General features: G+C 61.8%; 11 protein-coding genes and 1 pseudogene. 3 read left to right on the top strand and 9 right to left on the bottom strand.

All coding sequences use genetic code 11. The features are described from left to right. Positions 1 to 8: 8 nt before the first annotated feature. Both GVL52_RS24300 and GVL52_RS24295 read right to left on the bottom strand, forming a co-directional pair. A complete protein-coding gene (locus GVL52_RS24300; RefSeq protein WP_200847889.1) occupies positions 9 to 1,937 on the bottom strand; it encodes an autotransporter assembly complex family protein in 1,929 nt (642 codons plus the stop codon). A 173-nt stretch (positions 1,938 to 2,110) separates the two neighbouring features. Continuing rightward, positions 2,111 to 2,368: a glycine zipper domain-containing protein gene (locus GVL52_RS24295; protein WP_160011843.1), complete on the bottom strand. Its 258-nt coding sequence runs from the start codon at positions 2,366 to 2,368 to the stop codon at positions 2,111 to 2,113. 351 nt (positions 2,369 to 2,719) lie between these two features. Between GVL52_RS24295 and hemA the strand changes: the two genes are divergently transcribed. Continuing rightward, positions 2,720 to 3,934, top strand: coding sequence for a 5-aminolevulinate synthase (hemA, locus tag GVL52_RS24290; protein ID WP_160011841.1), 1,215 nt, complete (start codon positions 2,720 to 2,722; stop codon positions 3,932 to 3,934). Between the two features lie 37 nt (positions 3,935 to 3,971). Here the strand turns inward: hemA and dxr are convergent, their stop codons facing one another. After that, a complete protein-coding gene (gene dxr / locus GVL52_RS24285; protein ID WP_160011839.1) occupies positions 3,972 to 5,147 on the bottom strand; it encodes a 1-deoxy-D-xylulose-5-phosphate reductoisomerase in 1,176 nt (391 codons plus the stop codon). A gap of 351 nt (positions 5,148 to 5,498) precedes the next feature. Between dxr and GVL52_RS24280 the strand changes: the two genes are divergently transcribed. Then, positions 5,499 to 6,149, top strand: a complete 651-nt coding sequence (locus tag GVL52_RS24280; protein WP_244619267.1) for a hypothetical protein — start codon at positions 5,499 to 5,501, stop codon at positions 6,147 to 6,149. A 46-nt stretch (positions 6,150 to 6,195) separates the two neighbouring features. Continuing rightward, positions 6,196 to 6,462 (top strand): annotated as a pseudogene (locus GVL52_RS30970) (BON domain-containing protein); the annotation flags it as partial. A gap of 359 nt (positions 6,463 to 6,821) precedes the next feature. Here GVL52_RS30970 and GVL52_RS24270 read toward each other — a convergent pair. The 6 genes from GVL52_RS24270 to GVL52_RS24245 all read right to left on the bottom strand — a co-directional run bounded on the left by GVL52_RS24270 (position 6,822) and on the right by GVL52_RS24245 (position 13,963). Further along, the gene (locus GVL52_RS24270; RefSeq protein WP_160011835.1) at positions 6,822 to 7,334 is read right to left on the bottom strand and encodes a DUF992 domain-containing protein; all 513 of its coding nucleotides are present in this window, start codon (positions 7,332 to 7,334) and stop codon (positions 6,822 to 6,824) included. Between the two features lie 332 nt (positions 7,335 to 7,666). Beyond that, complete coding sequence (locus tag GVL52_RS24265; RefSeq protein ID WP_160011833.1) at positions 7,667 to 8,002, bottom strand: hypothetical protein; 336 nt, start codon at positions 8,000 to 8,002, stop codon at positions 7,667 to 7,669. A 114-nt stretch (positions 8,003 to 8,116) separates the two neighbouring features. After that, positions 8,117 to 8,950, bottom strand: a complete 834-nt coding sequence (locus GVL52_RS24260; RefSeq protein ID WP_160011831.1) for a glycosyltransferase family 25 protein — start codon at positions 8,948 to 8,950, stop codon at positions 8,117 to 8,119. 350 nt (positions 8,951 to 9,300) lie between these two features. After that, positions 9,301 to 10,734 carry a family 16 glycosylhydrolase gene (locus GVL52_RS24255; protein ID WP_160011829.1) on the bottom strand — a complete coding sequence of 478 codons (1,434 nt, stop codon included), beginning with the start codon at positions 10,732 to 10,734 and terminating at the stop codon, positions 9,301 to 9,303. Between the two features lie 158 nt (positions 10,735 to 10,892). Continuing rightward, positions 10,893 to 12,212 (bottom strand): HlyD family type I secretion periplasmic adaptor subunit, encoded by a 1,320-nt coding sequence (locus GVL52_RS24250; protein ID WP_244619266.1) that lies wholly within the window; start codon positions 12,210 to 12,212, stop codon positions 10,893 to 10,895. Further along, positions 12,209 to 13,963, bottom strand: coding sequence for a type I secretion system permease/ATPase (locus GVL52_RS24245; RefSeq protein ID WP_160011827.1), 1,755 nt, complete (start codon positions 13,961 to 13,963; stop codon positions 12,209 to 12,211). The genes GVL52_RS24250 and GVL52_RS24245 overlap by 4 nt, the downstream gene beginning before the upstream one ends. Between the last annotated feature and the right edge of the window lie 174 nt (positions 13,964 to 14,137).

Raw genomic sequence — 14,137 nt, 5'->3', positions numbered from 1 at the left:
GAACCTGGTTAGAACGACTGACCGATGCCAGCATAGATGCCGTAACTCGTTCCGCCCTCGAACTTGTTGAGCGGCACGGCGAAATCAAGCCTGATGGGGCCGAATGGCGTCGCGTAACGAAGACCGATGCCGGCCCCTGCCCTGATATCGGAGAAATCGGGCGCAACATCGGCAGAGACCACCCCGACATCGAGAAACGGCACGATGCCGATCGTATCGGTGATCTTCAAGCGGGTCTCGAACGATGCGGTCATGTAGGACGCGCCGCCCGTCGCCTCGCCTGCCGCGTTGTAGGGCGAGATTTCCTGATAGCCGTAACCGCGCACCGATCCGCCGCCGCCGGCAAAGAAGCGGCGCGTCGCCGGAATATTTTCGAGATTGTCGGCCCCGAGCAGGAAACCGGCCGATACCTTGCCGGCCAGCACGATGCGATCTTCCGCACCAAGACCGTAATAACCGGAGACCGATCCTTCGAAAGCGCTGAAGAAGGTGCCGTTATAGGCTTCGTAGCTCGGCGTGATCTTCGCCATCGCCCGGTAACCGCTGGTCGGGTCGAGCTTGTTGTCGCGGGCATCGCGATCGAATCGGAAAGGGGCGGCGAAGGTCAGATAAGTGTTGTTGCCGAAGGCGTCGTCGTCCTTTTCCCAGCTCACCTCGCCGGCGCCGGTAATCGTATCCTGGTCGTTGAGCTCATAGGCAAGCCCGAGCGACGCCGTCACCAGCGTGGCATTATAAGCATCCGGATTTTCGGTCTTGGCGAGAACGCTGGCAATCAGTGTTGCCGACGGCACGAAGGCGCCCGGCTTGGTGAAGGTGACGCCGGCTGAAAAGTCGAGATCGCCGATACCCGTCGCATCGCCGAGACGCCCGACGGCACCCTCGACGCGCAGCCCCTCGGCCGCGCCGAACAGGTTGCGGTGGCCCCAGTAGCCGTTGACCCCGAGGCCGTCGATCGTCGAATACTGTGCGCCGACGCCGAAATAGCGCTGCTTGCCTTCCGACACCTCGATCGTCATCGGCAGGCTGCCGTCGCCAGCCAGTTCCTCCGCCTCGTGGATGGTGACACTGGAAAACACGCCGAGCGCGCGCAGCCGTTCGCCGGCCTTGCGCAGGGCCTCGGGCGAATAGCGGTCGCCCTTGTTGATCCTGGAATAGCGCTCAATGAAATCGGCCCGCACCGCCTTGGAGCCGGTGACCCCGACGGAGCCGATCGGCGCAACGGGGCCGCCATCGGCCGCCAGGACGACATCGACACTATCGGTCCGGTGATCGGCCACCACCTTGCGGGTCGTCAGCTTCGCCAGCGGCCGGCCGTCGCTCTTCAACTGCTCGACGATCTTGTCGCCGGCCTTGATGATCGTCAGTGAGCCTGCCGAAGCACCGGATTGAAGATCGTAGTCGGCAGGATTGCGGTTGGCGGCATCGCCGCCGAACTGTACTTCGCGCACATGAAATACCGGCCCGGCCGCAACACTGACGGTGACAGGAACCGGACGCGACCGATCGAAAGTCGGATTGGGCGGCAGATCGTCGATGTTCCTGCCACCGATGGTGATCGTCACCACGCCGCCGTAGCGGGCCTTCTCGTAGAGCGCTGCGATCAACCGCTCGCGATCATCGCGGGCCTTGACGACCACGCCGAGATCGCCCGACACCGGCTGCTCCTTGTCACTCACCAGACGCGAGCTGTTTTCCAGCGCCTCCTTGAGATCGGGGTCGATGGCGTCGGTCGTCAGCGTCACGTCGTAATGGATGGGATCGGGCACCTGGTTGGCGTCCGCATCGTCCTTGCCGAAGATGTTGATCCCGAAAATCTTGAAAGCATAGGCATCCGCGACCACGACAGGGGAAAATGCAGTCGCCACCGCGACCGCTGTCACGATGCCTGCTCGCCGATACGCAATACTCGGTTTCGGTGCCTTCAGTCTGATCTGCATCCGCCGCTTTTTGGTTACATTGGAATTAAGCTCTGCGCCCCCCGGCCGGACCCGACCTTAGCGGCAAAAATCCTTTTGTTGTACCGTTTTAAATCGCATCCATGCTGATTTAGCAGAAAAAACTGAAAATCCCGGGCCATGAACCCGGGATTCCAGAGCGTCTGACTGGATGATCAGCCGCGGCAATCGTCGATGTAGCGGCGACCGTAGCGGTCACGATAGTAGCACTGACCGGGCTGCTCGGAGACCCGGCCGATCAGCGCGCCGGACACACCGCCGACAGCGGCACCGACGGCAGCACCGCGAACATTGCCGGTCACGGCCCCGCCGATAATGGCGCCGGACGCCGCCCCGGTGCCCGCACCCTGCTGGGTGGGCGTGCAGCTGGCAATCGAAAGACCGATAAAGGCAAGCGCAATAATCTTTTTCATCAATAACTCCTGAGGTTGGTCGCCCATGCGGGCGGTGGCCGTCCCTGATTCTTTTTTTGCTAGGCTAGCCTGCAAACTATGGCGCAAAAAGGGGCAGACCACCCACTCGATTGCTTTTTGATCGATATCGGAGCTTCGGACACGGTTGAGAGGCCATCCGGCAGAAATGTCGCCCGCTGCGGTCGGCAGCCCCGCTTCAATGCCTCTTTGATCTGGCCAAAAGCGCCAATTTCGAATTAAAGTAATTCGAAACTAAGGGCCTTTTGACGCACATGATGCTAAATCAGGCACAAAGGGTTGACGTGCAGTCGTCCATGGGCGGAAAACGCCTGCACGATACTGGAGCATGAGATGGATTTCGAAGCATTCTTCAAGGGCGAGCTGGAAGGCCTTCATACAGAAGGCCGCTATCGGGTGTTTGCCGATCTTGAACGCCACCGCGGCAACTTTCCGCGCGCCACGCGCCACACCCCCGATGGTCCGAAGGATGTGACCGTCTGGTGTTCCAACGACTATCTCGGCATGGGCCAGAACCCCAAGGTGGTCGAGGCGATGAAAGACGCCATCGATCACTGTGGCGCGGGTGCGGGAGGCACCCGGAATATTTCTGGCACCACCCACTACCACGTTCTCCTGGAGCGCGAGCTTGCCGATCTGCACGGCAAGGAATCGTCGCTGGTCTTCACCTCGGGCTATGTCTCCAACTGGGCAGCCCTTGGCACGCTCGGCAACAAGATCCCCGGCATGATCATCTTCTCGGATGCGCTGAACCACGCCTCGATGATCGAGGGCATCCGCTACGCCAAGTGCGATCGCGTCATCTGGAAGCACAACGACCTGCAGGATCTGGAAGCCAAGCTGGCTGCGGCCGATCCGAAGGCACCGAAGATGATCGCGTTCGAATCCGTCTATTCGATGGATGGCGATATCGCCCCGATCAAGGAAATCTGTGATCTCGCCGACAAGTACGGCGCCATGACCTATCTCGACGAAGTCCATGCTGTCGGCATGTACGGCCCCCGCGGCGGCGGCATTGCCGAGCGAGAAGGCCTGATGCATCGTCTGACTGTCATCGAAGGCACGCTCGGCAAGGCCTTCGGTGTCATGGGCGGCTATATCGCAGCCTCAACTGCACTCTGCGATTTCATCCGCTCGTTTGCCTCCGGCTTCATCTTCACCACGGCAATTCCGCCGGCCCTTGCTGCCGGTGCGGTCGCCTCGATCCAGCATCTGAAGGCCAGCCCCTTCGAGCGCGCCCGCCACCAGGATCGCGTCCGCTTGCTGCGCGCGCTGCTCGACAAGGCCGGCATTCCGCACATGCCGAACCCGAGCCATATCGTGCCCGTCATGGTGGGCGATGCCGCCAAGTGCAAATGGATCTCGGATCTGTTGCTCGACAATTGTGGTGTCTACGTCCAGCCGATCAACTACCCGACGGTGCCCGTCAAGACCGAGCGCCTGCGCATCACCCCGACGCCGCTGCACACCGATGCCGATATCGAGCATCTGGTAGAAGCCCTGCATTCGCTGTGGGCGCGCTGCGCACTGGCCCGGCACGTCGCCTGATCGGACGTCGCCTGATCGGCGGCCATAACATATCTGCTTAGTTGATAAGCCCGGCAGCCCGCTGCCGGGCTTCCCTGTCTACGGCGTAGACATCGTCCATCGTTGTAGCATCCGGCAGATGGATCAGTTGATCCATCACGGTTTCCGTCACCTCTGCCATCGCAAGGAAGGACAGCCGGCCGGCGATGAAAGCCTCCAGCGCCACTTCCTTGGCAGCATTCAACACGGCCCCCTGGACCCCGCCACGCGTCATCGCCACGCGTGCGAGCCGTAGCGCCGGGAAGCGCTCTTCATCCGGCGCTTCGAAATCGAGCCGCGCCAGCTTGGCGAAATCCAGCCGCTCGATCGGCAGGTTCGGCCGGCGCGGATGTGATAGAGCATAGCCGATCGCCGTGCGCATATCCGGTGCGCCGAGCTGTGCCAGCACCGAGCCATCGGTATAGCCGACCATCGAATGGATCACCGACTGCGGATGCACGATCACCTCGATCTGCTCCGGCGTCAGCCCGAACAGATGCTTGGCCTCGATCATCTCAAGCGCCTTGTTGAACATCGAGGCGCTGTCGATCGAGATTTTCAGCCCCATCGACCAGTTCGGATGCGCCCGCGCCGTCTCGGCGTTCACGCCCGCCATCTCCTCGATGGAAGCGTTGCGGAACGGCCCGCCAGAAGCGGTCAGGATGATCCGCTCGACGGCATGGCGCTGGTTTTCCTCCAGCACCTGGAAGATCGCATTGTGTTCGCTATCGACGGGCAGAAGCTTGCCGCCGCCTCGGCGCACGGCTTCGACGAACAGGTCACCGGCGGAAACCAGGCACTCCTTGTTGGCGAGCGCGATATCGGCACCCTTGCGCGCAGCGGCCAGTGTCGGCGCCAGCCCGGCCGTGCCGACGATTGCCGCCATCACCCATTCCGCATCGAGATCGGCCGCTTCCATCAACCCGGATTGGCCTGACGCAACGGCAATACCGCTTCCGGAAAGCGCGCTTTTCAGTGCCGTGTAGTGCGCGTCACTCGCCGTCACCGCGAGCTTCGCACCGCAAGCCCGGGCCTGCTCGGCCAGCAATCCGACATTCTCGTTGCCGGTGAGCACGGAAATTTCGAAGTTTTCAAGACCACCGAGATGCTCCACCACATCGAGCGTGTTCTTGCCGATCGAGCCGGTGGAACCGAAGATGCTGAGGCGGCGAGGCCCGTTTCTGCCCATGATCATGCGCGTTTTTGCCTGCGTTTTCTCATTTCTAACCGGCTCTACAGGGGATTGGAAATGGCAGCAAGTGTGCAGTGCAGCAGATTTTCCGGCAGAGAGGGTTTACATCGCTGCCGGTCGATGTGATCCTTGCGAGAATCCCCAGGGACAGGAGTAGCGGCAGCCGTTTCGGTTGCAATTTCCGCACTCCGGCTGCGCGCATTACCGCGCATGCTTCCGCGTCCAGACCACGGTCGGGCACGATAACCATCAGAACGAGACGTTGGGTTTGCCGAGCGATGCCCGTGCGCTGCCATGCATCCCGCTCTGCGCCCGACATTCGTAAGGACAGATACCCATCAAGGGACAATGACCATGAGAACGACCAGCAGCCTCTTGCTTCTGCCCGCCGCGCTCATATCGTTTGCACCGCGAGCGAATGCGGACAACCTCGTGATCTGGACGCCGGTGAAGGTGTCGGAAAGATCCTACCAGGCAACGATGGGCTTTCGCCTTCCTGCAGAGTGGGAAACCAGCGCCGGCGCCGATATCGGCCTCGCCTCGACCAAGGGCGGCGTGCTGCTCGATGGCTCCGAGCAGGCATCGCTGTGGGGAAAGATCGCCAAGGTCAGCGTCACGCCTGCCGCCCGTGCCGAGCGGGCCGCCAGTGTTCGTGTCGATACGTTGAGCGGCAGCGGCTCGCTGATGCTCAGCCGCTCTCGAAGCTGGATATTCTCCGGTTCGCTGGATATGGAATCGACGCGCTTCGTCCAGCTCCGCTACGACGCCATCGATACGCGTCAGACCTTCATCGACACCTCGCAGGCGCTGAAACTGATCCAGCCCTGGACCGGCACCTCGATCTCGGCGGCCGCCACGATGACCGGGATCGATGGCGATTTGTCGGGTTCGCTGGCGTTGAACCAGATCGTGCTTCCCGACCTCAACCTCAGTGCAACGATCACCAATCCCGGCTCATCGGCCCAGTCGGGAAGCATCAACCTCAATTACCGGGTCAGCTGGTGACGCCCAACCGGCGCGGGCTGACACCCGTCACCGACGCGATGGAAACATGCCGGATGAAAAAGGAGGAACGACCGTGACACCCGACAGGAAATCGCCAACGGCAACATCGCTCGAAACCCACGAGGAAGCCGCGTTGAAAGCCAATGTGTCAACGGCCCTGGCGGTCGCCGGCGGGCTTGACGCCTTCCATATCGACGTGACGGTCGAACGCGATCAGATCGTCCTCACTGGAACGGTCGCTACGACGTCAGAGATTGCCAGCGCCATGATCGTCGCTCAAACGACCGCAAGCGATCACGCCGTCCGGCACCAGCTTGTCGTCGCACAACAGCCTGATGGTGATCATCGATCAACCGGCAAACCGTTCGACGAGGAATGTAGACCCCGCCACGCGGTCGGTCTTTTGTGTCGTGACCGGACCGCTGGGCTGGTAGCTGACGGCCAGTAGAAAACCACCGACCACGAGATATGCGACTGCGAGCATCGTCAGTTTCATCGGCATCGGACTTCTCCTTCTGCCTATCAACGCGGCGCAGCGCCTTAGGTTCCAGCGCCTGCGGCTGTCGGAACGCGCACGCTACGTCGCGGCCGACCGCGCTGACCCGCCTTGGCACAAAACGAAAAAAGCCGCCCTTGCGGGCGGCCTTTTCCTGGAATTATGGTGCTTGCAGATCAGGCCGGGGTCAGGGTGACCGAGGTGCCCGTGGCTGCAACGTTGAGGCCGAGCTGGCCAGTAACGCTGATGGTCTGCAGCTGGATCGAACCGGAGGTTCCACCGAACAGGATGTTGGCGCCGACGCCGCCTGCAAGGGTCGCTTCAGCCGTGATCCCCTGGTAGAGACCGCCGAGCGAACCGCGGTGATAGCCGGCCGTCGGTGCGAAGACCGCCCAGACCAGACGACCGCGGGTGGTGAAGCCGAGATCGACACCCATCTTGCGGATCGTGCCGCTGTAGTGATCGACCGATCCGCCGCGCGTGCCGCTGAACACGCAATCGACGGACTTTGCCGAGCCGAGAACGTATCCGACGCCGCCACCGACGTCGCAGGTCAATACGCCGATCTTCACGCCATCGCGCTGATCGGGCTCCTGATATGTCGTCACCAGATCCGCAGCCGCCACTGATGTAGCGAAGGCTTGTGCCAGCGATGCTGCGGCGACGATCGTTGCGATTGTCTTGTTCATTGTGGTCTCCTTAGTATCCTGACAGGAAAGATAGTGCCTTGTTATAACTTACCAACCCCGGCTGTATGAACAAAATTAACAAATGCACAAAATAGAATATGCGGGGTTTGATTCGCTACATGCATCCGGATTTCAGGCAGCATTCAGGCAAGGCCGCATGAATCACGGCTTTCACGGGCAATACACCCGCCAAAGCCACCCGATGCCGGCAAATCGATAGCCGAAATCTTCGATCGCCATGTCTTGAGGGATGCAGTCGGCCGCGGCCCGCAGGCCGGTTGTTGGACGCGAAAGAGCCCCGGCGAACCGGGGCCCTTGTATCCAGGAAAACATTACTGCACGTCCGGGCATGCTTCGCTGACGGATGCGCCGCTATTGCCGCCCTGTGCGGCTGTCGCGCCAGGCATTGGTTGCTGTGGGCAACGTGTCCGATCGACGGTGCCGGTCGTGTTCGTGTTGGCTCCAGGCGCAGTGCTGTAGGTGGCGCTCGGGTCAACCGCCATATGCGATGTCCCTGTTGTGTTCGGGGCATCCGCGCTTGCACCACCGCCGGTATCGAGCGTGCTGCTGCCGATCGTTGATCCGGACGGGCTTGGGTTCGACTGGGCCATCGCCCCGCCTGCCAGACCAAGTGCCAGAATCGATGCTGCGATCAACGTCGCTTTCATGATGCGTCTCCTTCTTTCGTCTCTACACCGGATCAACGAAGAAGGAATTTCATCGTTCCACAAACAATCTGGGCAATATCTGGGCAAAGCGATCTCACCGGATTTCGGCCGCCCTCAGGAAAGCCGGCCGGCCTGACGCCGTAAGAGACCTGCAAGCTTGTATCGAGCCAGACGCGATGCACGAAAGGCGACACGGCTCAACTCGAGAAAGATCCGGTACGGATAGACCGGAAGCCGATGGCGCAGAGGCAGGCGAAGCCGTCGGCCCTGCTGGATATCCGACGCAAAACCCGCTTCCTGCGAAATTGGCACGGGATAAACGAACATCGCCCGCAGGCCTTCGAAAAATTCCAGATCGTAGGCGATATCGTACGGCAGGCGCATCGGCAAAAGGCCGCCGCTGATCCAGGCCGCGGCGCGACGGTTTATCAGATAGGCGCCGGACCCCTTCTCGCGGGTCAATGCAAGAGCGAGAGACCGCGTTGGCGATATCGTCACCACCGGAAACTTTCGCCCGTTGTTCACCGTCGATAGGCGCAGCACATCCCAGTGCGAGTGCTCTGCCAGGGCTTCAGCGATCACGACGGACAGATTGTCTGGAAGAACAAGATCGTCTTCGAGGACCAGCGCAAACTCATGGCTGGAATCAAGCAAGCGCCTGGCGCATTCGACATGGCTGAGATAGCAGCCGACCTCTCCCGGATTGGTAAGCCGGCCATGACGTCGCCTGTATCCCGCCTCGTCATAGGTCTGTGCGACGAGTTGAAGCGCCTTGCCGTCCACGGCCGAAATCCGTTCGAATGGCATTTCAAGCGCGTCGAGCTGATCGACCATCGACGCAAGCCGGTCCTCGGCCCTGTCGAGATTGATGAGAAACGTCAGAAATCGAGGTCGCTGCCCGGCGTCAGCGCGAGCAACGGCAATGGCTCTCACGAGCGGCACATTCATCTATACGGTCCCCTACCGAACTGAGCGCGTGTCACTGACGGCCCTGCTCCTCCCGACAGGTTTTTGGCCTGTCACGGGTACCTTCTGTGGTGATCTGTCTTTGCCGCAGTATCCGACCGCACTCAAGGGAGCCACGAGCGAAATACAATCATAATTCATGGAAGTATTGGATATTTCTCAATAATACTGGCGCGGAGCGAAAGATATTGAGGAAAACAAATAGAACCAATCGGTACCAAAATATAAATTAAGCATTTCTGAATATATATTACGGGCGGCGCTCACGCAGACATCAAAAAGGCTCTGCCGGAGCAGAGCCTTCTTCAATGCAAATCAAGGCGTCGATCGGCTCACGCCTGCCAGCCCTCTCCTGCAGCATGCGTGGTCGCGGCCACGGGGCTGTCGGCCAGCGAATAGGCATGGATGTAGTCGATCTTCATCTCCGAGCCATTCGGCAGCCCGTCGGCGGGCGTCCCGGCAATGCCGCCAACGGCAAGGTTGACGATCATGTACATCGGGTCGTGCATGTCGTCGGGCGTATCGGCATGGGCGACGGCCACATCGTCGAAATACCAGACGATCTGATCCTCGTCCCAAAGCACGCCGTAAGTATGGAAGCCGTCGGTGCTGGCAACGTTGACGGCGGTCTGGTCCATGGTATGGCTGCCGCTTGCAGCTGAATGCGCCGTGACGTGCACTATGTTCGGGTCCTGCCCGCGCATTTCCACCACATCCAGTTCTGGCGGCCAGGAGCCATCCTCCGGCAGCAGCCAGAAGGCTGGCCAGGCACCCTGTTCGCTCGGCATGTCGGCCCGGATCTCGAAATAGCCGTAAGTCTGGGCAAACGAAGAATGGGTGTTCAGCATGCCGGATGTATAGTCGAACCCCTCGACCTGCGAAGCAAGGGCGGCGGGTGTCTGCGCGGCCGTGATGGTCAGAACCCCATCGTGCACCGAGAAGGGATTGACCGCCGATGTCCCGGCATAGGCAGGATTGACGTACCACTGCTCCTCGGCATTGTCGGGCAGCGTACTGCCCTTTTCAGGCGCCCACCAGAATTTCGCATCCCAGGTTCCCTGATCGCCGTTGCGCAGCGACAGGCTGTTGAAATCGTCCGAGAACGTCAGCGTCAGCGCCGATCGGTCGAGCGTCAGCTGGAACTGATCTGCATGAAGGGCCGAAGCCGTGGTGTTGGCAAGAACCAGGCTTTCGCCGCCGCCGAGATCGAGCCTGAGATTGGCTCCCTCCTGCGTCGAGTGGCTGAGGACCTGATCGAAGCTCGTCAGCGAATAGCCGTTGAGGCGGATCGTATCATCGCTGCTGAAATCGACGATCAGATCGCTTCCATTGCCATGCGTGAACAGGAACGTATCCGCCCCGCCACCGCCTTTCAGAACGTCATTGCCCGCCCCGCCATCGATCGTCTGGCTGCCCGAGGCACCGGAGATGATGTTGTCGGCGCTGTTTCCGAAGGCATATCGCCCGGCTCCCGTCACCGTCAGGTTCTCGAAATTCTCCGGTAGCGTATAGCTCATCCATGTGCTGATCGTATCCACCCCGGCGCCCGGCACTTCGGTGGCGTGGTTGATGGCGGAGTAGAGATAATAGATATCATCTCCGGTGCCGCCCTGCATGGTGACGTTTACCGAACTGTCGCCCCATATGCTGTCATTTCCGGCCGTTCCGTTAAGCACCGGCCCTGAGCCGGTTGCAGACAGCCAGGCGGTTGAGGCCCCGCTATAGAACAGGGATGCGCCCACGGCGTTTTGAATCGACTGTGTCATAGTCATCTCCTTGGGTTTTCCTCCCGATTAAAAGCAATCTCCAGGGCATCCGAACGATACCCCGAAGGCAAAAATCGTCACGCGCCCTCAGCTCCTTTCGCCAAGGCGTCTCTTCTCCCTGGCGCCGCTTGGCACAGCCAAGTCACATCGACGCCAGCCTATTCCTCCCGAAATGCTCTGGCCGCCTGATCGGTGAACGGCTTGGCCAGATAGGCCAGCGCGGTCCGTTCTCCGGTCTCGATGAATGCCTCGACCGGCATGCCGGCCACCGGCATCAGTTTGCCCAGCCTCTGCCACTCGTCAGCAGGGATATGAACGCGGACGCCGTAGTAGCTCTGTCCGCTTCGCTGATCGACGGTGAGATCGGCGGTGATGCTCTCGACGCGCCCGTTCAGCTCCGTGGTGGTGCGCTGGTTGAAGGCGGAAAGCCGCAGCGTCACCGGCTGGCCCACCGCCACCTGATCGATATCGCCGGGCTGCAGCTTGAGATCCGGCGTCAATGCATCGCTATCCGGCACGATCTCCATGATCGCGGCACCGGCCTGCACCACGGCACCGGTCGCATGAACCGCCAGCTGGTGAACGACGCCAGCCTGCGGCGCCCTGATATCGATGTGTTTCAGATCATCCTCGGCCGCCACCAGCCGCTCGGAATATTCGCCGGTATCGCTCTGTGCCTGTCGCAGCTGCTCGGACACCTCGCTACGGCGGTCGTCGCCGAGCTGGATGATCTGCAACTCGGTTTCGGCAACCTTGCCCTTCACCTCGGCAGCCGACGCCACCAGACTGCCAAGCTCGCCGGTAAGGTCTGCCGCGTCGCGCTGCAGCGAATAGACCCGCGTGGCCGGGATGATACCCTGCTGCAGCAATGGCTCGAGGCTCGCAAGTTCCTTGCCGATAATCTCGATCGCCTGCCGCTTGCCATCCTGCTGAGACACCAGGCCATCCGCCTGCTGGCCGAGCTGGCGTATGCGTTCCCGCAGTTGCGCTTCCTGGCCCTTCAGCGAAGCACGGCGATCGGCAAACAGCCGGCGCTCTCCTTCGGTCAACGCCGCCCGCTCGTCGGCTGCGGCTTTCTCGACCAAGGCGGGGAATTCAAGCGTCTCCCGTCCGTCGCGCTCGGCAGACAACCGCGCCGTCCGCGCCGCAAGCTGCCGTAAGCGGCGCGAGACGATCGCAGCCGTTGCCCGTGCCTGCGTGTCATCGAGATGCAGCAACACCTGCCCCGCCTCCACCCTGTCGCCATTGCGCACGAAGATCTGGCCGACCGTTCCACCCTTCAGATGCTGGATCGGCTTCACATAGCTATCGACGACAAGCGCCCCCGAAGCGATCACCGCCCCGTTGAGATGGATCGTCGCCGCAAGGCTTCCGAGGACCCCGACGAGCACCAGCACCGCCGCCAGCGCCAGCAGCGCCAGCTTCCGGATCGCCCGTTCGGCCATCGGTACGCCTGATCCCATTCTTGTGCCCCTCATCGCGCCGCCCTCCCCTCATTGACCCGCCCGAAACGGACCGGCAGAAATGCTGCCGAAGCAGCAGCAGCGGGTTTCTGGAAAAACTCCTCCTTCGGCCCGAACCCCTGCATCTGGCCATTGGCAAGCACCAGCACCTTGTTGACGCTGGCAAGTGCGCTTGGCCGATGCGCAATGACGATCGCCACGCCGCCGCGGGCGCAAACACCCTCGATGGCGCGGGTCAGGGCGGCATCGCCCGCAGTGTCGAGATTGGCATTCGGTTCGTCGAGCACGACCAGGAAAGGCTCGCCATAAAGCGCCCGCGCCAGCGCCAGCCGTTGCCGCTGCCCGGCCGACAGAACGGCCCCCTGCTCGCCGATTTCCGTATCGAACCCGTCTGGCATCTGCACGATCATCTCGTAGATGCCGGCAGCATGGGCCGCCGCGACGATCGCCTCCGACGAGGCAGAGCGATCGAAGCGGGCGATATTCTCGGCGATCGAGCCGTCGAACAGGCCGATATCCTGGGGGAGATAGCCGATATGCCTGCCAAGCGCCTCCGGCTCCCATTGCGACAATGACGCCCTGTCGAGACGCACGGCACCGACCCGAGGCTCCCAGAGCCCGACCAGCCCGCGCGCCAGCGAAGACTTGCCCGAAGCGCTGGGCCCGACAATGCCGATCGCCTCGCCCGCCTTGATCTCGAAAGACACACCGCGGACGACAGGCACGGTCGATCCCGGTGCCGCAAGATGCAGGTTCTCGACCTTCAGGCTTGCATGCGGTGCCGGCAGCCGCACCTCGGGGCTGCTGACGATCTCCGTCTCGCTCAACCGCACAAGCCGCGACCAGCTCTCGCGCGCTGCGGCAAACCCACGCCACTGGCCGATGGCCAATTCGACCGGCGCCAGCGCCCGGCTGACGAGGATGGAGCTGGCAATCATGATCCCGCCGGTCGCTTCCTGGCGAATGACCAGCACAGCGCCGACGGCAAGCACGCCCGATTGCAGCATCAGCCGCACCACCCGCGACAGGGTCGAGAGCGAGACCGTGATGCTGGTGGCGCGATACTGCGTTTGCCGGTAGCGCAGATTGATCGCCGACCAGCGCTCCTCCAGCCGCTCGGCGAACCCCATCGAGGCCACCGTCTCGGCATTGCGCCGGGTCGCCTCTGCGAGCGCCATCCTGTTGATCCCGATCCGCGCCGCCTCCTGCGTCGGCTGCCGCGTGCGGATCTCGGCAAGAATGGTCAACCCGATCAGCAGCAGCGCACCGGCCAGCGCCACCACGCCGATCCAGACGTGAAACACGAAGCACAGCCCGAGATAGAACGGCATCCACGGCAGATCGAACAGCGCCGTCGGGCCGGGGCCGGAGAGGAAGCCGCGCACCATGTCGATGTCGCGCAACGGCTGCAGCCCGTTGTCCGCCGCCGCTCGCCGCGATGGCGCGGCTGCAAACGACCGGAACACCACCGGCCCGAACCGCTCGTCCACCGATTGCCCCAGCCGCGCCAGCACCAGCGAGCGCACCAGCTCGAGCAGGCCCTGAAACGCAAACAGCGTCAGCGTGATGATGCTGAGGCCGACAAGGGTTGGCAGGCTGCGGGCCGGAATGACCCGGTCATAGACCTGCAGCATGAAGAAGGAACCGGTGAGCGCCAGAATATTGACGATGCAACTGGTCATTCCGAGCCCGAAAAAGGCGCCGCGCACGGATGACACGGCGGAAATCAGGAACGGGCGGGATGTTTTTGTCTTGGATTGGGACAACGTGCCTCGCGATCGATTGAAACTGGGGCAGTGATGTCCCGAACATGGACCAGATCGGCAGCTATGGCTTGCTCTTTCTATAGTTGTGCAAAACTAAAAAAACTCACTGTTAACGCGAGTATTGCATTGCAGCATGGTCCCGTGCCGCTATGGCGCAACAGCGTCCGAGGATGA

The sequence above is a fragment of the Rhizobium sp. 18055 genome, from assembly GCF_902706285.1.
In the GTDB taxonomy this organism is placed as follows: Bacteria; Pseudomonadota; Alphaproteobacteria; order Rhizobiales; family Rhizobiaceae; genus Rhizobium.
Note: the sequence above shows the minus strand (reverse complement) of the source record. Positions and strands in the feature narration are given on the sequence as shown.

Bases quoted from the DNA above. Each gene is read 5' to 3' on its own strand.
- GVL52_RS24300 (WP_200847889.1), bottom strand. From the start codon at position 1,937: ATGCAGATCAGACTGAAGGCACCGAAACCGAGTATTGCGTATCGGCGA.
- hemA (WP_160011841.1), top strand. From the start codon at position 2,720: ATGGATTTCGAAGCATTCTTCAAGGGCGAGCTGGAAGGCCTTCATACA.
- GVL52_RS24280 (WP_244619267.1), top strand. From the start codon at position 5,499: ATGAGAACGACCAGCAGCCTCTTGCTTCTGCCCGCCGCGCTCATATCG.
- GVL52_RS24270 (WP_160011835.1), bottom strand. From the start codon at position 7,334: ATGAACAAGACAATCGCAACGATCGTCGCCGCAGCATCGCTGGCACAA.
- GVL52_RS24260 (WP_160011831.1), bottom strand. From the start codon at position 8,950: ATGAATGTGCCGCTCGTGAGAGCCATTGCCGTTGCTCGCGCTGACGCC.
- GVL52_RS24265 (WP_160011833.1), bottom strand. From the start codon at position 8,002: ATGAAAGCGACGTTGATCGCAGCATCGATTCTGGCACTTGGTCTGGCA.
- GVL52_RS24250 (WP_244619266.1), bottom strand. From the start codon at position 12,212: ATGAGGGGCACAAGAATGGGATCAGGCGTACCGATGGCCGAACGGGCG.
- dxr (WP_160011839.1), bottom strand. From the start codon at position 5,147: ATGATCATGGGCAGAAACGGGCCTCGCCGCCTCAGCATCTTCGGTTCC.
- GVL52_RS24255 (WP_160011829.1), bottom strand. From the start codon at position 10,734: ATGACACAGTCGATTCAAAACGCCGTGGGCGCATCCCTGTTCTATAGC.
- GVL52_RS24295 (WP_160011843.1), bottom strand. From the start codon at position 2,368: ATGAAAAAGATTATTGCGCTTGCCTTTATCGGTCTTTCGATTGCCAGC.